This is a genomic window from Mesorhizobium sp. M0478 (genome assembly GCF_040321305.1).
GTDB lineage: Bacteria > Pseudomonadota > Alphaproteobacteria > Rhizobiales > Rhizobiaceae > Mesorhizobium.
In genome coordinates, this window is the sequence record NZ_JAMYRH010000007.1 from 170795 (window position 1) to 192820 (window position 22026).

Consider the following 22026-nt stretch of genomic DNA (forward strand, 5'->3'; position numbering starts at 1 on the left):
GTCGATCTTCTAAAAAGCAGAGACCAGTGTCCGCCGGCCGCGCCGGCGGTTTTCGCGAAAAGGCAGCAGTCATGAGTGGCGTGAACGAGATCCGGTCGACATTCCTCGACTATTTCCGCAAGGAGGGTCACGAGGTCGTGGCTTCGAGCCCGCTGGTGCCGCGCAACGACCCGACGCTGATGTTCACCAATGCCGGCATGGTGCAGTTCAAGAACGTCTTCACCGGCCTGGAGAAGCGGTCCTATTCGCGCGCCACGACCGCTCAGAAGAGCGTGCGCGCCGGCGGCAAGCACAACGACCTCGACAATGTCGGCTACACCGCGCGCCACCTGACTTTTTTCGAAATGCTCGGCAATTTCTCCTTCGGCGACTATTTCAAGGAGCGCGCCATCGAACTGGCCTGGAACCTGATTACCAAGGAGTTCGGGCTGAACAAGGACAAGCTGCTGGTCACCGTCTATCACACCGATGACGAGGCGGCCGGCTTCTGGAAGAAGATCGCCGGTTTCTCCGATGACCGCATCATCCGCATCCCGACCTCCGACAATTTCTGGGCGATGGGCGACACCGGACCGTGCGGGCCATGCTCGGAAATCTTCATCGACCGTGGCGAGCACATCTGGGGCGGCCCTCCCGGCAGCCCGGAGGAGGACGGCGACCGCTTCCTTGAATTCTGGAACCTGGTGTTCATGCAATATGAGCAGGTCACCAAGGATGAGCGCATCGACCTGCCGCGGCCGTCGATCGACACCGGCATGGGCCTGGAGCGCATGGCGTCCATCCTGCAAGGGGTGGAGAGCGTCTTCGAGACCGACCTGTTCCGCCACTTAATCGATGCGGCGTCATCGGCGCTCGGGCAGGGCCCGGACAAGGAGACGGTCGCCTCCTTCCGCGTCATTGCCGACCATCTGCGCTCGTCCTCCTTCCTGGTTGCCGACGGCGTGCTGCCGTCGAACGAAGGCCGCGGCTATGTGCTGCGCCGCATCATGCGCCGCGCCATGCGCCATGCGCAGTTGCTCGGCGCCAAGGAGCCGTTGATGTGGAAACTGGTGCCGGCGCTGGTGCGCGAGATGGGCCAGGCCTATCCCGAACTGCTGCGCGGCGAACAGTTGATCACGGAAACGCTGAAGCTCGAGGAGACACGCTTCCGCAAGACGCTGGTGCGTGGCCTCGGCCTGCTCTCGGAGGCGACGGATACGCTGCACGCCGGTGACATGCTGGACGGCGAGACGGCGTTCAAGCTCTATGACACGTACGGCTTCCCGCTCGATCTGACGCAGGACGCACTGCGCCAGCGCAACATCTCGGTCGACCTTGCCGGATTCACCCATGCGATGGAGCAGCAGAAGGCCGAAGCGCGCAAGCATTGGGCCGGCTCCGGCGACGCGGCCACCGAGACCATCTGGTTTTCTGTACGCGAGAAGGCCGGCGCCACCGAATTCCTCGGCTACGAGACCGAACAGGCGGAAGGCCTCATCCAGGCGCTGGTCAAGGACGGCAAGACCGTCGATAGCGCCGGCAAGGGCGACGTGGTGGCGGTGGTCGTCAACCAGACGCCGTTCTATGGCGAGTCGGGCGGCCAGATGGGCGACACCGGCATCATCTCCGGTGAAGGTTTCTCGATCGAGGTTTCCGACACGCAGAAAAAGGCCGACGGCCTGTTCGTGCATCTGGGCAAGGTGACGAACGGCACGGTCAAGCCAGGTGCAGCCGTCGAGCTGAAAGTTGACCATGCGCGCCGCACCCGGCTGCGTGCCAACCATTCGGCAACGCATCTGATCCATGAGGCGCTGCGCGAGGTGCTGGGCACCCATGTCGCGCAGAAAGGTTCGCTGGTCGCGCCCGAGCGCCTGCGCTTCGACATCTCGCACAACAAGCCGATCTCGGCCGAAGATCTCGAAGAGGTCGAGCGCATGGCCAACGAAATCGTCGTCCAGAACAGCCCGGTGACGACGCGGCTGATGTCGGTCGACGACGCCATCGCCGAAGGCGCCATGGCGCTGTTCGGCGAAAAATACGGCGACGAGGTGCGTGTCGTCTCGATGGGCACCGGCGTGCATGGCGCCAAGGCCAATAGACCCTATTCCGTAGAACTTTGTGGCGGCACCCATGTCCGGGCGACCGGCGATATCGGCCTGGTGCGTGTCGTCTCCGACAGCGCAGTCGCCGCCGGCGTGCGCCGCATCGAGGCGCTGACCGGCGAAGCCGCACGAAAATATCTCGACGAGCAGGACAGACGTCTGAAGGCGACGGCCGCTGTGCTGAAGATCTCGCCGGCCGACGTGCCGGCGCGTGTCGAGACGCTGCTCGAGGAGCGCAAGAAGCTCGAGAAGGAGCTGAGCGAAGCGCGCAAGAAACTGGCGCTGGGCGGTGGTGCCGCGGCCGATGCTCCGGCCACCACCGAAACCGTCGCCGGTATCGGCTTCCTCGGCAAAGCGGTTTCCGGCGTGTCGCCGAAGGATTTGAAGCCGCTGGCCGATGCCGGCAAGACTTCGCTCGGCTCAGGCGTCGTCGTCTTCGTCGGTGCGGGCGAAGACAACAAGGCAAGCGTCGTGGTCGCCGTGACGGACGATCTCGTCGGCCGCTTCAGCGCTGTCGATCTTGTGCGCGTTGCCTCGGCCGCATTGGGCGGGCAGGGCGGTGGCGGACGGCCCGACATGGCGCAAGCCGGCGGCCCGGACGCCTCGAAGGCCAATGATGCGATCGCCGCGGTGAGGGCGGCGCTGGAGGCAGCCTGAAAGCCACCCTATGCCTGATCTGGTTTTGTGTGCGGCTTTCCGGCCTTCGCCGCCGTGCTTGCCATTCTGTGGCTGATAGTGGCAAGCCGGCAATCAGCTCTTAGACGGTCCGTCTAGCTAGTTCTTTTCGCCGCCTTCAGGGCGCGCGTCATTCTGCTGGAATCGCCCCAGGTGGACAGCCAGATCAGCACGTCCGTGGCGATCGAAATCAGCGACCGTAAAAAGTTCAGCGCCGGGCCGGGCGATTTCAGCTGCTCTTCGGCGTGATGGAGATGGGCGAGCTCTTCCTCGCGGATCGCCAGGATGATGCCGTGCAAGTCGTGGTCGCGATTGGCGAGGAAAAACAGCTGATCGTCCAGATGGCGATGCACCGCCGCTTCAACCGCCGCCGTGCAGGCCCAGATGCCTTGCGGACCAATCAGGGCGGTCACAAAACCCAGCAGCCAGCCACCCCAGCTCCAGAATTGCATCACCCGGCACGGTCGCGCCTTCCGCGCCGGCATGGCGGCACGGAAGGCGGCGCAATGAGTGCGCTCGTGCCCGAGCATCTCCGACAAGGATGGCACGCAATCCGGCCAGAAGCGCCTGGCGACAAGAATCTGCGCCGAATAGATCCTGATCGCACCGAACTCACCGGCGTGGTTGACCCTGACAATTCTTGGCGATGGTGAGCGCGTCCTGGCGAGATGGGTCAGCCATGGCCCGAACCCATATCAGCCCGCCGCCAGGCTCGGACGTTTTGCGATGCCGTCCCACCAGGCCTGGATGTCGGCGAACGCCGCAAGCAGCTTTTGCCCGTCGGCGACCTTGACGAAATAGGCGATGATGGATGCCGCATGCAGGTCGACCAGCGTCAGCTGGTCGCCGAGCAGCCACGGCCCGGGAGGCTTGAGTGCGGTGAGCACCCGCAGCACCGTTTCCGCCTGGCGCAGCCCGTTGGCGACCAGTGCCTCGTCTGGCGCTTCCTTCTCAAGCCGCTCGACGGCGACGTCCCAGACCATCGATCTGTAGGCATAGGCGTCGAGCATGCCGATGATCTGGTTCATCGTTGCGCGGGTGCGGGCGTCTTTTGGCTGCAGTGCCGGGCCGTCGAACGCCTCGTCGACATAGCGGGCGATTGCGCTGGTTTCGAACAGGCGAAACCCGTCATGCTCGACGGCCGGAATGCGGCCGAAAGGGTGATGCTCGAAGTACCAGGCGGGAGTGCCCTCGGCGGCAAAGACATCGACCGGCACAAGGTCGTAGTCGATGCCTTTTTCCGCCAGCACGAGGCGGACGATGCGCACATAGACGCTGTAGTCCGCCCCGTAGACGACCGGCTTGGCCATGGCTGCCGGCTTACGCCATCGCCTTCTGCAAATTCTCGTCGATCTTGTCGAGGAAGCCGGTGGTCGACAGCCATGGTTGGTCGGGACCGATCAAGAGCGACAGGTCCTTGGTCATGAAGCCGCTCTCAACCGTCTGGATGCAGACCTTCTCCAGCGTGTCGGCAAATCGCTTCAACTCGGCATTATCGTCAAGCTTGGCGCGGTGGGCGAGGCCGCGCGTCCAGGCGAAGATCGAGGCGATCGAATTGGTCGAGGTTTCCTCGCCCTTCTGGTGCTGGCGATAGTGGCGCGTCACTGTGCCGTGCGCGGCCTCCGCCTCCACCGTCTTGCCGTCCGGCGTCATCAGCACGGAGGTCATCAGGCCGAGCGAGCCAAAACCTTGCGCCACCGTGTCGGACTGGACGTCGCCGTCATAATTCTTGCAGGCCCAGACATAGCCGCCAGACCATTTCAGGGCGGAGGCCACCATGTCGTCGATCAGCCGGTGCTCGTACCACAGCTTCTTCGCCTTGAACTCGGCCTCGAATTCAGCCTCGTAGACCTCCTGGAAAATGTCCTTGAAGCGGCCGTCATAGGCTTTGAGGATGGTGTTCTTGGTCGAGAGATAAACCGGATAATTGCGCAGCAGGCCGTAATTCAGCGAGGCGCGGGCGAATTCGCGGATGGAGTCGTCGAGATTGTACATCGCCATGGCAACACCGGCGCCGGGTGCGTCGTATACGTCGTGCTCGATCACCTTGCCGTCCTCGCCGACGAACTTGATGGTCAGCTTGCCCTTGCCGGGGAAGCGGAAGTCGGTGGCGCGATACTGGTCGCCGAAAGCATGACGGCCGACGATGATCGGCTTGGTCCATCCCGGCACCAGACGCGGCACGTTCTTCATGATGATGGGTTCGCGGAAAATGGTGCCGCCGAGAATGTTACGGATGGTGCCGTTCGGCGACTTCCACATCTTCTTCAGCTTGAATTCCTCGACGCGCTGCTCGTCGGGCGTGATCGTCGCGCATTTCACGCCGACGCCCCATTTCTTGATGGCATTGGCCGAATCGATGGTCACCTGGTCGTTGGTGGCGTCGCGGTGCTCGACGCCGAGGTCGTAATATTCGAGCTTCAGGTCGAGATAAGGGTGGATCAGCTTGTCCTTGATGAACTGCCAGATGATGCGGGTCATCTCGTCGCCGTCGAGCTCGACGACCGGGTTCGCCACCTTGATCTTCGCCATGAAAAGAATGCCTCGCTTTTGGGGAACAAAACGGCCTCGCCCGCATGGCTTCGGCCGGGTATGCGGAGCGTATATCAAAGCCTATTTGGCCGCGCAAACGACCATCCGTGCAGAATGGGTCGTCTGTGCCGCGACCGGTGTTTGCAAAAGCTTCATTTTGCCGAGCGGATGTGGCAGGGAACGCTGAAATGCCGCAAACAGCAGTTCATTGAGATCATGTCCGCCGTCGATCATCCTGAAAACGCATCCGCCGCCGGGCCGGCGATCATCCTGGTCGAGCCGCAGCTCGGCGAGAATATCGGTATGGTTGCGCGCGCCATGGCTAATTTCGGCCTTGCCGAACTGAGACTGGTCAACCCGCGTGACGGCTGGCCGAGCGAGAAGGCGCGCGCCGCCGCCAGCCGCGCCGACCATGTCATCGATGCCGTAACAGTGTTCGGCGACCTGGCGTCCGCCGTCGCCGACCTCAACTTCGTCTTCGCCACCACGGCGCGGGAGCGCGACGGCTTCAAACCCGTGCGTGGTCCGGTCGAAGCGGGCAGGGCGCTGAGGGCGCGTCAGATGGCCGGCCTGCGCACCGGCATCTTGTTCGGCCGCGAGCGTTTTGGGCTCTACAATGACGAGGTCGGGCTGGCCGACGAGATCGTCACCTTCCCGGTGGATCCCGGCTTTTCGTCGCTCAACATCGCCCAGGCCGTGCTGTTGATGTCCTATGAATGGATGAAGTCGGGCCTGGAAGACGAGACGGCGACCAATTTCTCCAGCCCTGAAATGAAGCCGGCAAGCAAGGAAGAGTTGCACGGGCTGTTTGCCTATCTCGAAGGCGCGCTCGAAGCGCGCGGCTATTTCCGCCCGGCGCCCAAGAAACCCAAGATGGTCGACAATCTGCGCGCCGTCTTGACGCGCGCCGGTTTCGCCGAGCCGGAACTGAAAGTGCTGCGTGGCATCATCTCGTCGCTCGACCGGTTTTCGCCGGCCATGCCGCGCGGTGACGGCTCGCCGGGAGACGATCCAAGGCGTTTGCCGGCCGCTGCGCGAAAACGCCAGGCAGACAAAGAAGATTAGAAATCGCTAAGCTTCGAACGGCTGAAGTAACCGAATTTTATTTGCCTCTCGTCCATTGTTGTCAAAACGGTGGGGTGGCAAATGTTCACGTCCAAAATCGGCCGTATGCGCTTCTTCTTCTATTCGCTCGGCGTAGCCCTGCTCGAGGCCGTTCTTGCTGTGCTGTGCATCGTTGGCACGATCGGCTTTGAGGGGCTGGTCAACTCGGCGCCCGGTCCATCGCGGCAAGGCATGGCAGGCGCGGTTCTGGTCGTTTCCCTCCTGGCCGTGGTCATGCGTGCCAACATCGCCTGGCGACGCAGCCGCGACGCCAACGGCAAAGCCTGGATCCTGTGGTCCTACATCGTGTTCTGCGCCATCTACGCCTTTCTGCAGGCAGGCACGCTGCTGGTCATCGATTTCAAGAACCCGGAAAGCACGTCCAGCGGTTTGAACCTGCTGGCACTGTCGATCTTTGGCCTTTGGTGCACGATCCTGGTGGCTAAGCCGGTGGCGGGCATCAATATCGACGAACTGACATCGGTTTTCGATTTCGATGGCGATACGCCCATGCCTGCGGGATCCGGTCGGATGGCCAGCAGCACGGCACAGTCTTCCATGCGCAACGCCACACCGGCCACGCGCTCGGTGCCGTCCGCCCAGCCTATGGGCCGCCCGAGGCCCGCCGGCTTCGGCAAGCGCGGGCTCTAGACCGAGGCAAGGTCGTCTTCGCCGGCTTTGCATAGAACTTGCTGACATTCGCCACTTCAAGACCATGATGGTTGCAGATAGAAGAACGGCATTGGCCAATGACCGCCAAGCCTTCTGATCCAGCCTCTTTCATGGTCCGATATCAATGAGCCACCGTCCGATCCTGATGTTCGATTCCGGCGTTGGCGGATTGACCGTGCTGCGCGAAGCGCGCGTGCTGATGCCCGACCGGCGCTTCGTCTACGTCGCCGATGACAAGGCCTTTCCCTACGGCGCGTGGGAAGAGCCGGCGCTGCAGGCCCATATAGTCGAGCTCTTCGCCAAGCTGCTCGACCGTTTTGATCCGGAAATTTCGGTCGTCGCCTGCAATACCGCTTCGACGCTGGTGATCGATGCCTTGCGGGAAAAATTCCCTGGCCATCCCTTTGTCGGCACGGTGCCGGCAATCAAGCCGGCTGCCGAGCGCACCCGGTCCGGGCTGGTCTCGGTGCTGGCGACGCCGGGCACGGTGAAGCGCCAGTACACGCGCGACCTGATCGGCAAATGGGCGCAGAAATGCCATGTCCGGCTGGTCGGCAGCAACAATCTCGCCGGACTGGCCGAGGCCTACATGCGCGAGGGCTTTGTCGACGAGGAGGCCGTGCGTGCCGAGATCGCACCGTGTTTTGTCCAGCATGACGATTTGCGCACGGACATCGTCGTGCTCGCCTGCACGCACTATCCGTTCCTGGCCAATCGCATGCGCAAGACCGCGCCCTGGCCGGTCGACTGGATCGACCCGGCCGAGGCGATTGCGCGGCGCGCTCTGTCGCTGCTTCCGGCTGTCGACGGGCCATTGCCGCAAAGCGAGCCCGACATCGCCGTCTTTACCTCGGGAAAGGCGGACTTCGCCATCAGCCGGCTGATGCAGGGTTTTGGATTGAGCGCGCGCTAATGCATGTCGCCCAAAAGTGCGCAGCGGTTTTGGGACAAGGACATGCACAAAACGAAAAAACTAAAGCGCGTCGCCGACGCGCTTTAGGCAGGCTCGAAGACAATGACGCGCCGATCCGGATCGGCCGAAACAAGCCTTAGCGTCAGGCCATCGCCCTGCCTGAACCCAGAGGCCTTCACATTCGCAACGACAGGCATGTCCGAGAGCTGAACGCGCACACGCTGATCACCGACGTCGGTGACGACGGCCTTGAATGTTTCACCCATGCGCCCCCTCAGCATCACCGCCTCGGCAAGGTCGATGGCCGCGTGGTTGATCTGCGAGGCGCGGGCGCCTGCGCGGCCCATCACCTTCGGCAGTCTGGAAAACGCCTCGGTAACGGCTTGCGGCACCGGCTGGCCGTTGACGATGGCCAGCACGCAGCGCACGACATAGCGATCGGCCAGCCGCCTCAGGGGCGCGGTGGCGTGGGCATAGGTCGCGGCCATCGCCTCGTGCCAGGGGACAACGCCTTCTTCATAGGGTTGGTAGGACGCACCGGAGCCGGCGCGGCGGATTTCCAGCATCAGCGCTGCCTGTTGCATGTTGGTCGGATCGAGGGTTCGCTGATAGTCGGACAGGCTGGTCGAAGGAGGCCAGGACAGGCCTAAGGCCCGTGCCGCGCTGCGCAGTCTTTGTACTTTGGAAGCATCGGGCGGCGCCATCACCCGGAACAAGCCGGTCCGGTGTGCCAGCATGGCGTCGGCAATCGCCATGTTGGCGGCCAGCGAAAGTGCTGCGTTGTCTTGCTCGGATTGCAGCAGCGGTCTGAACGCAAGCTGGAATGTGCCATCGGCAAGCTGTTCCACCTCCTGCTCGGGCGGGTCGACGCGCGAAGCGCCGCGACGGTCTTCGGCCGCCGCCATGCGTCGCGCGATTTCGGCGAAGCCGACTGGGACGTCGGCGGCCTGCACGCTGTCATAGGCGAGCTTGGCGCGGCTTTGAATGATTGCCCGCTCCGCGCCATCCAGCCTTACCGCTCCGTCGTCGGCGATCCGGACCGTGAAGATGACAGCCGGACGCGGACCGCCGGGCAGCAAGCTCGCGGCGCCCTCGGCAATGACCCGGGGATAGAGCCCGGCCTTGCCGTCCGGCAAATACAGGGTTTCGCCCCGCGCCCAGGCTTCGCGATCCACCGCGTCGCCGTCCGCGACGAACCAGGCTACGTCGGCAATGGCATAGTGCAACAGAAGGTCGCTACCGCTCGCTTCGATCGAAAACGCTTGGTCAAGATCGGTGGAAGTCGCGGGATCGAGCGTCACGAAGGGCATCGCCGTGCGGTCGGCATGCTGGTCGGGCACGCGCCTGGCCGCCGTCTGTGCCATGGCCATTACATCAGGGGGAAATCCCTCCGGCACATGGAACTCGGTGCGGATTTTCGCGAGGCCGGTGGCGAGTGCCTGCGAGGGATCGTTCAACGATTTCATGGCGCCGTCCTACACCGGCGTTGCGGGCACGGGAAGGTGGTTTTGCCGGCAGTGCCGGCCGACCATGGGCAGGCATGAGCGCGGAACGGAAGTTGACCGCCAGCGCTGGAACCGTCGCCGGAGCGCAACGTTTCTTCCTCTGGCAGCAAAGGAGGAGCCGATATGCCTGCAACCTCAAAAGCACAGCAAAAGGCCGCTGGCGCAGCCCTGTCGGCCAAGCGCGGCGAGACCAGGAAGAGCGAACTTCAAGGCGCGTCGAAGTCGATGTACAATTCGATGAGCGAAAAACAGCTCGAGGAATTCGCAGAGACCAAGCGCAAAGGCCTGCCGGAGAAGAAATCGGCAGACTGAAACCTTGAACCGAGTCCATAAACAAAGCCCGTGGCCGAAACCACGGGCTTCTTCGGTTCAGGCCAAGCCCGAAACCCCTGACGTCACCAGCAGCGCTTCACCTTGTAGCGGATGACCTTCTTGTGGCCATGCCGCCAGATGACCTTCTTCTTCACCACGACATGGCAGGTCTGACGATGCTTGTGGCCCTGCCAATGCTTGGCCATCGCTGGCTCGGGCACGGCGATCGACATCGTCCCGGCCAGGACGGCTGCACCGACCAACGAGAGGAAAAACTTCTTCATGCGACTTCGGGCTCCTTTGGCTCCAGTCCCTTCCTAAATGCCGTCGGCGCAACAACCTCCCGCCGCATCCGGCACGGCACTCAACGCCAAAGACGTGATATGGTTGCCGGGCCCAGCGCCAGCGACGCGCTTGACTCTGCTCAAATCTCCGTTTAACGAGCGCACCAACACCGGGCCGCAATGCCCGGTTGTTTCTTTTGCATGGCAAGCCCGGGAAAGCAGGTTTATCGTTTCCTGGGTTTTGTCTAGACTGACGTGTCCCGTGGGTTTTCCGCCGCGTTGCGTGGGAAAACCCTGTCAGGCCTCGAAAACGGAGGCCAGAGGAGGGCGCGTTTCCTTCACCCGGACCATGAGGCTCCGGGTGGTTTGTTTTGAAAGGGAATGCGATGAGCAAGCGCGAATCCGCGAAGTACAAGATCGACCGCCGTCTCGGCGAAAACATCTGGGGCCGCCCGAAGTCCCCGGTCAACAAGCGTGAATACGGCCCCGGCCAGCACGGCCAGCGCCGCAAGGGCAAGCTTTCCGATTTCGGCCTGCAGCTGCGCGCCAAGCAGAAGCTGAAGGGTCACTATGGTGATGTCTCCGAAAAGCAGTTCCGCAAGGTCTATGAAGAGGCTGATCGCCGCAAGGGCGACACCTCCGAGAACCTGATCGGCCTGCTCGAGTCGCGTCTCGACGCGGTCGTCTACCGCTCCAAGTTCGTGCCCACCATTTTCGCGGCTCGCCAGTTCGTCAACCACGGCCACGTCAACGTCAACGGCAAGCGCGTCAACATCGGGTCGTACCGTTGCAAGCCGGGCGATGTCGTCGAAGTGCGGGAAAAGTCGAAGCAGCTGGTCATCGTGCTGGAAGCGGTCGGCCTCGCCGAGCGCGACGTGCCGGACTATATCGAAGTCGATCACAACAAGATGGTCGCGACCTTCTCGCGCATCCCCGGCCTGGCCGATGTTCCGTTCGCCGTGCAGATGGAGCCGAACCTGGTCGTCGAATTCTATTCGCGCTAAGCGATCGCTTTTCTGCGATACTGGAAAGGGCCGCCCGTCGAGGCGGCCTTTTCTTTGTCGGCCATGTCCGCTAATCCGGCACTCTCGGCTATGGAAAGCGACAAGCCATGAACATGCTGGCAGACATCGAAACAGTTGAACCGATTGCTGAAGGCGGCTTCCATCCGCTGTTTGCCGACGTGCCGTCTTCCGTCGAGTTCAACAAACTGCGCAAGCGGCTGTTGCGGTTGACCCGTCAGGCGGTCGAGGATTTCGCCATGGCGAGGCCCGGCGACCGCTGGCTGGTGGCCTTGTCCGGCGGCAAGGATTCCTACGGGCTGCTGGCCGTGCTGCTCGATCTCAAATGGCGCGGGCTGCTGCCGGTCGAGCTGCTGGCCTGCAATCTCGACCAGGGCCAGCCGAACTTTCCGAAGCACATTTTGCCCGACTACCTCGATGCGCATGGCATTGCCCATCGCATCGAGTATCAGGACACCTATTCGGTGGTCACCGACAAGCTGCCTCAGGGCAGCACCTATTGTTCGCTGTGCTCGCGGCTGCGGCGCGGCCATCTCTATCGCATCGCGCGCGAGGAGGGCTGTTCGGCGCTGGTGCTCGGCCACCACCGCGAGGACATTCTCGAAACCTTCTTCATGAATCTAATCCATGGCGGCCGCCTTGCCGCCATGCCGCCAAAGCTGCTCAACGACGACGGCGACGTCATGGTGCTGCGGCCGCTGAGCTACTGCGCCGAGGTCGATCTGGAAAAATTCGCCGCCGCGATGAAATTCCCGATCATTCCCTGCGATCTCTGCGGCAGCCAGGAAGGCCTGCAGCGCAACGCCATGAAGGCGATGCTGGACGATATGGAAAAGCGCATGCCGGGCCGCAAGGATACGATGCTGCGCGCGCTGTCCAACACCAGGCCGTCGCATCTGCTCGACAGAAAGCTGTTCGACTTTGCCGCCCTCAATGGCAGCCTCAGCACAGGACAAGACATTTCCGATGATATTTGACGACCAAGCGATCGACTGGCTGGCCGAGCTTCTCGCCGATGCAGCCAAGGCCGAAATCATGCCACGCTTTCGCCGGCTGGGCGAGGGCGACATCAGACAGAAGACCTCGGCTGCCGACCTGGTGACCGAGGCCGACATCAACGCCGAGCGGCTGATCACGGCCAGGCTGCGCGAGCGCTATCCCACGGCGATGATCGTCGGCGAGGAAGCCTGTTCCGACAATCCGGCGCTGCTTCAGGGGCTCGGCGATGCCGACCTCGCCTTCGTCGTCGACCCGGTCGACGGCACCTTCAACTTCGCCTCCGGCGTGCCGCTCTTCGGCGTCATGCTGAGCGTCGTCGTCAAGGGCGAAACCGTCGCCGGTATCATCCATGACCCCGTAGGCCGGGACTGGCTGATCGGCGCCAAGGGCGCCGGCAGCCATATCCGCCATGCGCATGGCGCGCTGGAGACGGTGCACGTCGCCGATGCCGTGCCGATCTCGCAGATGACCGGCTCCGTCTCCTGGCAATATCTGGCGGAACCGCAACGCTCGCTCCTGGCGCGCAACCAGACCAAGACCCTGTCGCAGTTCGGCTATCGCTGCGCGGCACATGAATACCGTCTTCTGGCCAGCGGCCATGCCCATTTCGTCGTCTACAACAAACTGATGCCGTGGGACCATCTGGTCGGTGTGCTGATCCACGCCGAGGCCGGCGGCTACACCGCGCGGATCGACGGTAGCGCCTATCTGCCCTCGCATATCGACGGCGGCATTCTTGTCGCCCCGGACAAGGAAAGCTGGCAGGAGTTGCGCAGGGAACTCTGGGCGCAATAGTCGGTCCAACTGCCGGTAGACGCTTTCGTCAAGTATATTGGCTCTGTTATAGTGGTCCAATCTCTCGCGAAGCCGGAGCCGCGAAATGAAACATCGGTCCGCAATTGTCGCAACGGCACTTGCACTTGCCCTGGTCGCCTGCGCCACTGAGGCACGATCGCAGGAGCGCGCGTGTCGTAGCCCCGATCCCATCGACACCATCGACGAAATGTTCGACGCGATCTTTGCCTGTTGGCAGCCGCCGCCTGGAAGTGCTGGCCTGACCCTGACGCTGAGTTTTTCAATTCGCAAAAACGGCACGCTGATGGGCAAGCCGCGCGCCACTTTCTCCCATATGGGAGATGATGCCTCGCTCAACCGGGTCTTTGTGTCATCCGTGCTCGAAGCGCTCGACAAGGCTCTGCCGATGCCGCTGTCGGACAGCATGGGTGGCGCCATCGCAGGGCGCCCGCTGTTCCCTCGTTTCACGGCAGTGATTGGCGGCGCATCCTGAAACGCGTCGCATAAAGGTGGATGCGGTTTTGAGACCAACAATCTCAAGGCGCGTCGCTCAATGCAGGTCGGTGACGTGCCCTGAAATGGGTGGGTTGTGCGGCTGGAACATCTTGCCGCGCTCGGCGATCAGGATCATCAGCAGGGCCGCGACCGAGACGCTGCAGAAGCCGGCGGCAAGCGGCGTCACCGTGCCGTTGAAGGCCTGGCCGATCAGCGTGCCGAGGATGCCGCCGAGAAAAGTCTGCATGAAGCCCAGGATGGACGACGCGGTGCCCGCCAGTTGGCCGAGCGGTTCCATCGCGAGCGCGTTGAAATTGGCGCCGAGCGCGCCGAACGGGAGCATCGCACTGGCGAAGAAGGTGATGAACAGCCAGAGTGGCATCTTCATTTGAAGCGAAACGGTGAGCCAGGCAAGGCTGATCACCAGGAACAACAGCAGTGCGCTCTGCGACAGGCGGCGCATGCCGATGCGGCCGACCAGGCGCGAGTTGAGGTAGTTCGAAAAAGCGAGAACGCCGGCGACACCCGCGAAGATGACAGGAAACAATTCGCCGACATGAAAAATGTCGACATAGATCTGCTGTGCGGAGGCGATGAAGCCGAACATGGCGGCGAAAATGAAGGTGCTGGCAAAGGCGTAGCAAAGCGCCATGCGGTTGGTGAGCACGATGCGGAAACCACCGACGACGGATGAGACTGTCAGCGGCCGGCGGTACTCCGGATGCAGCGTCTCCGGCAGCCGCAGCAGCGACCACGCCGACACGATCAGCGCTCCGACGGCCATGGTGACGAAGATCCAGTGCCATGTTGCGAACAGCATGATGAACTGGCCGATCCCAGGCGCGATCACCGGGATGGCCATGAACACCATGAAGATCAGAGACATCACCTCGGCCATGCGCCGACCGTCGAACGTGTCGCGCACGATCGAGACGGCGATGACGCGGGTCGCCGCCGCACCGATGCCTTGCACCAGCCGGCACAGCAGCAGGACGGCGAATGACGGGGCGATGGCGGCAGCTGCCGCCGCCACGACATAAATCGCCAGCCCGGCAACGAGTGGCGCGCGGCGCCCGAACCGGTCCGAGATCGGTCCGAAGAAAAGCTGTCCGCCACCGAAGCCCAATATATAGGCGGTGATCACATACTGGCGGTGGTTTTCATTCTCAACGCCAAGCGTGGCGCCGATTTGCTGCAGTGCCGGCAGCATGATGTCGATGGCCAGCGAGTTCAACGCCATCAGTGCCGCGCAAAGCGCGATGAATTCCCAGCGCGGAATAGGCAATTTGCGTGCCTGTTGCGGCGCTTTTGCTGGCTGGTCCACGGCGGGTCCGATCTTCAAAACGAATATGCGCCGGCATGCCGGCGCATAAGTTCGTCCTCACTCCGATAGGGGGAGGTAACATTTTGCCGGGGCGGGGCTGCCCCGTCTCAACTCAGAATCAGGCTGTCGCTTTGACGCTGACGCCCTTGTCGACGAGCAACGTCTGCAGCTCGCCCGCCTGGAACATTTCGCGGATGATGTCGCAGCCGCCGACGAATTCGCCCTTGACGTAAAGCTGCGGGATCGTCGGCCAGTTCGAATATTCCTTGATGCCTTGGCGCAGTTCGGCCGAGGTCAGCACGTCGACGCCCTTGTAGTCGGCGCCGATGTAATCGAGGATCTGGACGACCTGGCCGGAAAAGCCGCACTGCGGAAAACCGGGCGTGCCCTTCATGAAAAGGACGACGTCGTTGCCCTTCACTTCGCTGTCGATGTAGTCGTTGATGCCGCTCATGAGATATCCTTTCACGCCTGTGGGAGTCAGGCTCGAAGCATAGCCATCAAATAAACCCATAGATGGGCCGAAACAAGATGTTTGCGCCGCCGTCGCGGAAATGGCGCAAAGGATCGCCTGTCTTGGGCCAAGCATCCCTGCCGATTGCAGCCTCCGGGACATGATGAAAAGACGATATGGCGCCGCCCTTCTGATCGCCATCCTGCTGGCCGCGATTGCCGTTGTCTGGTGGCCGAGACGCCCGGAGCCGCCGCCGCTGGTCATTGGCGGTGACCTGCCCGCGCCTTGCCGGAATGTCGCCTTCGAGGCGGTGACCTATGTCGTCTGCACGGTCGACCTGCGGACCTACAACCTCGCTGTCTTTCACGTCGGTGCCGACGGCAAGCCCTTCGGCCCGCTGGAGGCCTTCGGCAAGGCGGTTGCGGGCGAGGGGAGGCCGGTGCTGCTCGCCATGAATGGCGGCATGTATCACGAGGATTTGTCGCCGGTCGGCCTGCTGGTCGAGAACGGCAGCGAAAAGTCGCCGCTCAACCTTGCCGATAGCGAAGGTAATTTCTTCCTGAAGCCGAACGGCGTCTTTCTGGTCGGCAAGGACGGCAAGGCGGCTGTCATGGAAAGCAACGCCTATGCCGCCGCCAAACCCGATGTCGCCTTCGCCACGCAGTCGGGCCCGATGCTGGTGATCGATGGCCAGATTCATCCACGCTTCGAGCCGAACGGAACCTCGCGCTACGTCCGCAACGGCGTCGGCGTGCGCGATGAAAACACCGTTTTGCTGGCGATCTCGCGGTCTGAGGTAAGTTTCGGCAGCTTTGCGCGGCTGTTTCGCGACGCGCTACAATGCCGCAACGCGCTGTTCCTCGACGGCGCGGTCTCCGCGCTGTCGGATGGCGACAGGATGATTGTCGGCGGAAGATATCCGGCAGGGCCGATCATTGCCGTGTTGGCAAGCCAGCCGCCGACGCGCTAGGCCAGCCTGGCGTCAGTCCGGCACACTGGTCTGCAACGCCAGCGCGTGCAGCACGCCGCCCATATTGCCCTTCAGCGCATCATAGACCATCTGGTGCTGCTGGACGCGGCTCTTTCCGCGGAAGCTTTCGGCCACCACTTCGGCTGCATAGTGATCGCCGTCACCGGCGAGGTCGCGGATCGTCACCTTGGCGTCCGGAATGCCGTCCTTGATCAGTTTTTCGATGTCGTGGGCATCCATTGCCATGGCAAAATCCTGTTCTGGGCGGCTAGGCACGAGTGACTCGGACGGCAGCCTAAAGCCTTTCTGGTCCGGGTTGAAGCCGTTCTGTCGGCGACGCAGTGTCTAAGGGCCATCCTGCCGCGGGTGAACCACACCATCTTCTGTAATGTCGTCGCGGGTCGAGAACCCCCGGCCAAGGCTGAACACCAGGACATAGAGCGGGATGTTGAGCGCCAGGGTGATAATCGGGAGATAGCTGGTCATCTGCCACAAGGGCGAAAAGAATGGTTGGCCATAGCCGTCGCAGATCAGCGATGACCCGTATTCCCACAGCGCGCCGGTAATGACCGCAATGGCAAATAGCTTGATGCAGGTGGCGACATGCCTTGCGCGCGCCGGGTTCGGCAAAAGGCGGCTCCACAGCACCAGGCAGACGATGGGGATCGCATAGATCAGACTTTGCAAGGCCAGCATCTGCAGTGTGCCATTGGCCGCCTCAAGGAACTGGTCACGCCTTTCCAGCAGCGGACAGACCTCGCTCGAGGTCGTCGACAGCAGGAAAAAGACGAACGGCCCGAGGAACCAGAAGAAGAACAGCGACGGCCAGAAGACGACTGCGATCAGCGTCCGGGCTGCCAGGCTGGTCAACTGGACTTGTCCATGAAGTTCGGGAACCAGCCTTCGTGGGCAGCGGTCAATTCGCTGACCGGGATCGCCCTGGCATCGCCGAGCTTCACTTCGTTTCCACCGGTCGAGCCGATCCATGGCGCAAAGATGCCGAGCCTGCTCTGTTCGTCGCGGATGGCGTCCCATTCCTTGCTCTGCGGATCGACGGACAGCGTCAGGAGGTAGCGGCCCTGGTCCTCGCCGAACCAGACCGGGATCGGGTCGGTGCCGGCGAGCCCCGGAATGGTGGCGCCGATGCCGGACGCCATCGCCATTTCGGCCAGGGCTATCGCCAGGCCGCCATCGGAAAGGTCATGCGCCGCGGTCACGACGCCCGACGCGATCAGCGCGCGCACGTGGTCGCCGACGCGCTTTTCATGGGCGAGGTCGACGGGTGGCGGCGGCCCGTCGGTCCGACCGTGAATGTCTCTGAAATAGGCGGACTGGCCGAGATGGCTGCCCCAGCTTGGGGGCGCGCCGACCAGCAGGATCATCTGGCCCTCGGCGGCAAAGCCGATACGGGTCATCTTCGACCAGTCGGCAATCAGCCCCACGCCGCCGATGGTCGGCGTCGGCAGGATACCTTGGCCATTGGTTTCGTTGTAGAGCGAGACATTGCCCGACACGATCGGGAAGCCGAGCGCCCGGCAGGCATCGCCAATGCCTTTCACCGCGCCGACCAGTTGGCCCATGATCTCAGGCCGTTCCGGATTGCCGAAATTGAGGTTGTCGGTGGCCGCCAGCGGCAGCGCGCCGGTGGCGGTGAGGTTGCGCCAGCATTCGGCCACCGCCTGCTTGCCGCCTTCGTACGGGTCGGCCTCGCAATAGCGCGGCGTGACGTCGGAGGAGAAGGCGAGCGCCTTGGTCGGATGGCCTTCGACGCGCACCACGCCGGCGTCGCCGCCGGGAAGCTGCAGCGAATTGCCCTGGATCAGCGTGTCGTACTGCTCCCACACCCAGCGGCGCGACGACAGGTTCGGCCCGCCGAGCAGTTTCAACAGCGCATCGGCAACGTCGGCCTTCGGCGCATCGCCGGCTGCGAGCGCCGCCGGCTTCTTCGGCTCGACCCAGGGGCGGTCATATTCCGGCGCCTTGTCGCCAAGGTCCTTGATCGGCAGATTGGCGACCTCGTCGCCCTGATGGATGACGCGGAAACGCAGATCGTCGGTGGTCTTGCCGACGATAGCGAAGTCGAGGCCCCATTTGTGGAAGATCGCCTCGGCTTCCTTTTCCTTCTCGGGGCGCAGCACCATCAGCATGCGCTCCTGACTCTCCGACAGCATCATCTCATAGGCGCTCATGCGCTCTTCGCGCACCGGCACCTGGTCGAGGTGAAGCTCGATGCCGAGGTCGCCCTTGGCGCCCATCTCGACCGCCGAACAGGTGAGGCCGGCCGCACCCATGTCCTGGATGGCGATGACGGCGCCAGACGCCATCAGCTCAAGACAGGCTTCGAGCAGGCATTTTTCGGTGAAGGGATCGCCGACCTGCACGGTCGGGCGCTTCTCGTCGATCTTGTCGTCGAACTCGGCCGAGGCCATCGTGGCGCCGCCGACGCCGTCGCGCCCGGTCTTGGCGCCGAGATAGACGACCGGCAGGCCGACGCCCTTGGCTTCCGACAGGAAGATCGCATCGGTCTTGGCGAGGCCCGCGGCAAAGGCGTTGACCAGGATGTTGCCGTTGTAGCGGGCGTCGAAATTGACCTCGCCGCCGACGGTCGGCACGCCAAAGGCGTTGCCGTATCCTCCGACGCCGGAAACCACGCCGCTGACCAGGTGCCTGGTCTTGGGATGGTCCGGTGCGCCGAAGCGCAAAGCGTTCATCGCCGCAATCGGCCGCGCGCCCATGGTGAAGACGTCGCGCAATATGCCGCCGACGCCGGTCGCCGCACCCTGGTAGGGCTCGATGTAGGAGGGATGGTTGTGGCTCTCCATCTTGAAGACGACGCAGTCGCCGTCGCCGATATCGACCACGCCGGCGTTCTCGCCCGGACCCTGGATGACCTGCGGCCCGGTGGTCGGCAGCGTGCGCAGCCATTTCTTCGAGGATTTGTAGGAGCAGTGCTCATTCCACATCGCCGAGAAGATGCCGAGTTCGGTAAAGCTCGGTTCGCGCCCGACCAGATCGAGGATGCGCTGGTATTCGTCGGGCTTCAGCCCATGCGCGGCTATGAGTTCCGGGGTGATCGGCACGGAATTGGAAATGGTCATGGGCGGCGATTGATGTCCATGGGAGAGGGGAATTTGAGTCCCCTCATATCGCAAGCTTTGGCGTGATACACCCCATTGGATGACGAAAAACGCCGGAAAACCACAGGGCGACGATGGTAGCGGGGAGCCGCTGGGGAACGCTATGGCATCCCGGCCGTTAGGCCTCAAACCAATCAGGAGATTTCGACATGGCCACCAAGCAAGGCAAGAAAGACAATCGCCTCTCCGACAAGGAGGCCATGCATATTGCCGAGACCACCGACGTTTCGCCCAAGCAGGCCAAGGACCTGGCCGAGAAGCACGGCAAGGACAAGGGCGCGAAGGAAGCCAAAAACTTCAAGGCAGAGGGCTGAACCTGAAGATCGGGATACAGGAGGATCGAGTCAGGACGAACTGTCGTAGCCGGCGCGGCCTTCCTCCAGCAGCCGCCGGATCACCGCGACGCCGCCGGTGATGTCCTCGCGCCGCCTTGGCTGCGAGACGCCGAAACGCACGCCGTGAAAAACCTGCTCGGAACGCCCCGCCTTGAACTCGTCCTCGTCGTCGAGGAGCACGCCATTTTCGAGGCATGCGCTCCTGAAAGTGCCGGACAGCCAGGGATCGGGCAGCGTCAGCCAGACGAAGGGCACGCTGCCGTGTGACTTGAAGGCGAAACCGGCCAGTGTCTCGCGCACGATGGCGATCCGGGCGGCAATTTCGGCAATGCTGCGTTTGCGGATATCGCCAGCCTGCCCTGACAGCACCAGCCGCGCATTCACCTCCGCCAGCAGGAACGGCATTCCGCCGGTCATCATCTTGTGGGCGACGCGGATGCGATGGCGATAGGCGGGCGGGCAGGAGAGCCAGCCGCCGCGAACACCTGCCGCGACCGATTTCGACAGACCGCCGGCGACAATGGTGCGCTCGGGCGCATATTCGGCGATGAGCGGCGTCGGATCTTCGGTCAGGCCGCCATAGAGATCGTCCTCGATGACGATGACATTGTACGCGCGCGCGACGCGGGCGATCGCCTCGCGGCGCGAAACCGACAGGATCGCCAGCGTCGGGTTCTGCACCGTCGGCATCAGGAAGATCATCTTCGGGTGCTTCTGCGCGCAGACGCGTTCGAAATCCTCGGGATCGAGGCCTTCTTCGTCCGATGCCACCAGTGCTATGCGCCGCCCGATCAGCCCGGCGCTGCGGGCGATCTGCGAATAGGTGAGGTGCTCGAAGACGACATAGTCGCCCGGCGTGGTCAGTGCCGCAATCGCCGCCATCACCGCGGCATGCGTGCCAAGCGTGGGAACGATGGTGTCGGCCGCCGGACGGAACGAATTGCGCGACAGCCACCGGGCGCCGGCCTCGAACCAGCGCTCCGGAAAATCCCTGGTGTAGCTCGAAATCTCGTGCGGGTGTTCCTGCACCGTGCGCGAGAGCATGTCAGCGACAATGGCGCCCTGGCCGATGTCGGGCGCGGCAGTGCTGTCGAAACGCAGTTTGCCGGGCGGCGCATCGACATAGCGCGTGCCTTGCACGGCAGGCTCGGCGAATTCGGGTGACGCTTCCGATTGCTGCGCCAGCACATAGGTCCCGCGACCGACTTCGCCGCTCACCAGGCCGCGCTCGCGCAGCAGCTGATAGGCTCGGCCGATCGTGCCGACCGTCGTGCCGATATCATAGGCGAGATCGCGCTGCGGCGGCAATTTTGCCCCGGCATCGATGACGCCCTTGTCGATGTCCGACTCGATGCTGTCGGCAAGGCGCTGGTAAAGCGGGCCGGAACCGATGGTGAGGTCAGGGAGCCAATTTGTCATGGTGACAATTCTGTATATTGCACCAGATCGGGTGTCAATGCATATCAGAACCGTACCAAGATGGGTACAATTTGCAAGGTTGGCAGAAAGACAATGGATACAATCGAGACAATTCGCTGCGCGGGCATTGAATTCGTCGGGCCTTGCCCGTCCAGCCGGCGAGGCTTTGTCGGCCGGATCGTGCATGTGGTCAGATCGCTGGCGCGATGGATCGACGTGCTGATCGAGCGCCGTCGCGGCCGCCTGGCTTTGCTCGAAATGACCGACGAGCAGCTCAGGGACATCGGTGTGTCGCGTGACGACGCTCACCGCGAAGGCATCAGGCGATTCTGGGACTAACTTGTAGTCTGGTCAGCGGCGTGTGCCCGGAGCCCTGAGGCGTGAGACGCCCTTATCGGCAAGCACGGCGAGGATGCACAGCACCAGGAAAACACCGGTGACGGCCAGCGCCGCAAGGGCGACGTTGGCCGCGCCGTTTTTCGCAACGTCGAGGAACGGGTAGGGCACTTCGCCTGCGATCGGTGCGCGCGCCAGCGCATAGGCGAGATAGGCGATCGGATAGGCCATCCACCACGAAATGTCGCTCCAGCGTGTCCTGCCGTCAGCGCCTGCAATAAGCCACCACAGCACGAACAGCACCGGCGTCACATAGTGCAGCAGCACGTCACAGAGCAGGAACAGCCCCTGCGGCTGCCAGAGCTGCGCCAGAACCGTCGCATAGACGATGAAGACAAGCGCGATGGACACGGCGACGCCGGCCCGCATCCGCGGTCCGGCAAAGGCGGGCAGCCAGGCGTAGCCCGAAGGCGACAGCAGCGAGACATGGACCAGCACCGCACCGATGTTGGTCAGGATGGTGAAGAAGCTGAACAGAAAGACGATGGAGCCGAGAAAACTGCGGCCGGCCTCCATCGATGCCGGGATGGTGATGCACGCTTGCAGGACAAGCCCGGCCAGACCTATGACCAATCCCGCAAACTGCAGGAAGCGGCCCATGG

The 22026-nt window shown here is 63.0% G+C and carries 24 protein-coding genes; 12 read left to right on the plus strand and 12 right to left on the minus strand.

Features of this window, described 5'->3' with window-relative positions:
• Positions 1–71: 71 nt before the first annotated feature.
• Positions 72–2738 (plus strand): alanine--tRNA ligase, encoded by a 2667-nt coding sequence (gene alaS, locus NKI64_RS18450; protein ID WP_352511283.1) that lies wholly within the window; start codon positions 72–74, stop codon positions 2736–2738.
• A gap of 113 nt (positions 2739–2851) precedes the next feature.
• Here the strand turns inward: alaS and NKI64_RS18455 are convergent, their stop codons facing one another.
• Genes NKI64_RS18455 through NKI64_RS18465 form a run of 3 tightly spaced genes read right to left on the minus strand, consistent with a single transcriptional unit; the run spans position 2852 to position 5288 of the window.
• A complete protein-coding gene (locus NKI64_RS18455) occupies positions 2852–3433 on the minus strand; it encodes a demethoxyubiquinone hydroxylase family protein (protein ID WP_352650355.1) in 582 nt (193 codons plus the stop codon).
• A gap of 18 nt (positions 3434–3451) precedes the next feature.
• On the minus strand, positions 3452–4066 hold the full coding sequence (locus NKI64_RS18460; RefSeq protein ID WP_023690203.1) for a glutathione S-transferase family protein: 615 nt from the start codon (positions 4064–4066) through the stop codon (positions 3452–3454).
• Between the two features lie 10 nt (positions 4067–4076).
• Complete coding sequence (locus NKI64_RS18465; RefSeq protein WP_023669114.1) at positions 4077–5288, minus strand: NADP-dependent isocitrate dehydrogenase; 1212 nt, start codon at positions 5286–5288, stop codon at positions 4077–4079.
• A 216-nt stretch (positions 5289–5504) separates the two neighbouring features.
• Here NKI64_RS18465 and NKI64_RS18470 point away from each other — a divergent pair, with 216 nt between their 5' ends.
• From NKI64_RS18470 to murI, 3 genes are all read left to right on the plus strand, one after another.
• Positions 5505–6353, plus strand: a complete 849-nt coding sequence (locus NKI64_RS18470; protein ID WP_023690202.1) for an RNA methyltransferase — start codon at positions 5505–5507, stop codon at positions 6351–6353.
• An 81-nt stretch (positions 6354–6434) separates the two neighbouring features.
• Positions 6435–7043, plus strand: a complete 609-nt coding sequence (locus NKI64_RS18475) for a DUF805 domain-containing protein (protein WP_023690201.1) — start codon at positions 6435–6437, stop codon at positions 7041–7043.
• Between the two features lie 145 nt (positions 7044–7188).
• On the plus strand, positions 7189–7977 hold the full coding sequence (gene murI, locus NKI64_RS18480; RefSeq protein WP_023684874.1) for a glutamate racemase: 789 nt from the start codon (positions 7189–7191) through the stop codon (positions 7975–7977).
• Positions 7978–8060: 83 nt separating this feature from the next.
• Here the strand turns inward: murI and NKI64_RS18485 are convergent, their stop codons facing one another.
• Entirely contained in the window at positions 8061–9443 is a 1383-nt protein-coding gene (locus tag NKI64_RS18485) for an RNB domain-containing ribonuclease (RefSeq protein WP_352669303.1), read from the minus strand.
• A gap of 162 nt (positions 9444–9605) precedes the next feature.
• Between NKI64_RS18485 and NKI64_RS18490 the strand changes: the two genes are divergently transcribed.
• A complete protein-coding gene (locus NKI64_RS18490; RefSeq protein WP_023684876.1) occupies positions 9606–9794 on the plus strand; it encodes a DUF3008 family protein in 189 nt (62 codons plus the stop codon).
• A gap of 83 nt (positions 9795–9877) precedes the next feature.
• On the opposite strand, the gene NKI64_RS18495 is transcribed toward NKI64_RS18490, so the two are convergent.
• Entirely contained in the window at positions 9878–10078 is a 201-nt protein-coding gene (locus tag NKI64_RS18495) for a hypothetical protein (protein ID WP_023690200.1), read from the minus strand.
• A 386-nt stretch (positions 10079–10464) separates the two neighbouring features.
• On the opposite strand from NKI64_RS18495, the gene rpsD reads away from it, so the two are divergent.
• The 4 genes from rpsD (at position 10465) to NKI64_RS18515 (ending at position 13387) form a co-directional block, all read left to right on the plus strand.
• Entirely contained in the window at positions 10465–11082 is a 618-nt protein-coding gene (gene rpsD / locus NKI64_RS18500) for a 30S ribosomal protein S4 (protein ID WP_023669107.1), read from the plus strand.
• Positions 11083–11189: 107 nt separating this feature from the next.
• Positions 11190–12077 (plus strand): tRNA 2-thiocytidine(32) synthetase TtcA, encoded by an 888-nt coding sequence (ttcA, locus tag NKI64_RS18505; protein WP_023739392.1) that lies wholly within the window; start codon positions 11190–11192, stop codon positions 12075–12077.
• Entirely contained in the window at positions 12067–12894 is an 828-nt protein-coding gene (locus NKI64_RS18510) for an inositol monophosphatase family protein (protein WP_023726924.1), read from the plus strand. The genes ttcA and NKI64_RS18510 overlap by 11 nt, the downstream gene beginning before the upstream one ends.
• Before the next feature lie 85 nt (positions 12895–12979).
• Entirely contained in the window at positions 12980–13387 is a 408-nt protein-coding gene (locus NKI64_RS18515) for a UCP034077 family protein (RefSeq protein ID WP_023706454.1), read from the plus strand.
• 57 nt (positions 13388–13444) lie between these two features.
• On the opposite strand, the gene NKI64_RS18520 is transcribed toward NKI64_RS18515, so the two are convergent.
• Positions 13445–14713, minus strand: a complete 1269-nt coding sequence (locus NKI64_RS18520; RefSeq protein ID WP_023684881.1) for a multidrug effflux MFS transporter — start codon at positions 14711–14713, stop codon at positions 13445–13447.
• A 118-nt stretch (positions 14714–14831) separates the two neighbouring features.
• Positions 14832–15167, minus strand: a complete 336-nt coding sequence (gene grxD / locus NKI64_RS18525; RefSeq protein WP_023669102.1) for a Grx4 family monothiol glutaredoxin — start codon at positions 15165–15167, stop codon at positions 14832–14834.
• Between the two features lie 160 nt (positions 15168–15327).
• Here grxD and NKI64_RS18530 point away from each other — a divergent pair, with 160 nt between their 5' ends.
• Positions 15328–16137, plus strand: a complete 810-nt coding sequence (locus NKI64_RS18530; RefSeq protein WP_352669308.1) for a phosphodiester glycosidase family protein — start codon at positions 15328–15330, stop codon at positions 16135–16137.
• 12 nt (positions 16138–16149) lie between these two features.
• On the opposite strand, the gene NKI64_RS18535 is transcribed toward NKI64_RS18530, so the two are convergent.
• From NKI64_RS18535 to purL, 3 genes are all read right to left on the minus strand, one after another.
• Positions 16150–16383 (minus strand): BolA/IbaG family iron-sulfur metabolism protein, encoded by a 234-nt coding sequence (locus NKI64_RS18535; RefSeq protein ID WP_010909092.1) that lies wholly within the window; start codon positions 16381–16383, stop codon positions 16150–16152.
• A gap of 99 nt (positions 16384–16482) precedes the next feature.
• Positions 16483–17007 carry a hypothetical protein gene (locus NKI64_RS18540; protein ID WP_023706458.1) on the minus strand — a complete coding sequence of 175 codons (525 nt, stop codon included), beginning with the start codon at positions 17005–17007 and terminating at the stop codon, positions 16483–16485.
• Positions 17004–19235 carry a phosphoribosylformylglycinamidine synthase subunit PurL gene (gene purL / locus NKI64_RS18545; RefSeq protein ID WP_023706459.1) on the minus strand — a complete coding sequence of 744 codons (2232 nt, stop codon included), beginning with the start codon at positions 19233–19235 and terminating at the stop codon, positions 17004–17006. The genes NKI64_RS18540 and purL overlap by 4 nt, the downstream gene beginning before the upstream one ends.
• 188 nt (positions 19236–19423) lie before the next feature.
• Here purL and NKI64_RS18550 point away from each other — a divergent pair, with 188 nt between their 5' ends.
• Positions 19424–19588, plus strand: coding sequence for a hypothetical protein (locus tag NKI64_RS18550; RefSeq protein WP_023669098.1), 165 nt, complete (start codon positions 19424–19426; stop codon positions 19586–19588).
• A 30-nt stretch (positions 19589–19618) separates the two neighbouring features.
• On the opposite strand, the gene NKI64_RS18555 is transcribed toward NKI64_RS18550, so the two are convergent.
• Positions 19619–21028 (minus strand): aminotransferase-like domain-containing protein, encoded by a 1410-nt coding sequence (locus NKI64_RS18555; protein WP_023748567.1) that lies wholly within the window; start codon positions 21026–21028, stop codon positions 19619–19621.
• Positions 21029–21121: 93 nt separating this feature from the next.
• Here NKI64_RS18555 and NKI64_RS18560 point away from each other — a divergent pair, with 93 nt between their 5' ends.
• Positions 21122–21367, plus strand: coding sequence for a DUF1127 domain-containing protein (locus NKI64_RS18560; RefSeq protein ID WP_023748568.1), 246 nt, complete (start codon positions 21122–21124; stop codon positions 21365–21367).
• Positions 21368–21379: 12 nt separating this feature from the next.
• On the opposite strand, the gene NKI64_RS18565 is transcribed toward NKI64_RS18560, so the two are convergent.
• A complete protein-coding gene (locus NKI64_RS18565; protein ID WP_023748569.1) occupies positions 21380–22024 on the minus strand; it encodes a Pr6Pr family membrane protein in 645 nt (214 codons plus the stop codon).
• Positions 22025–22026 lie beyond the last annotated feature (2 nt).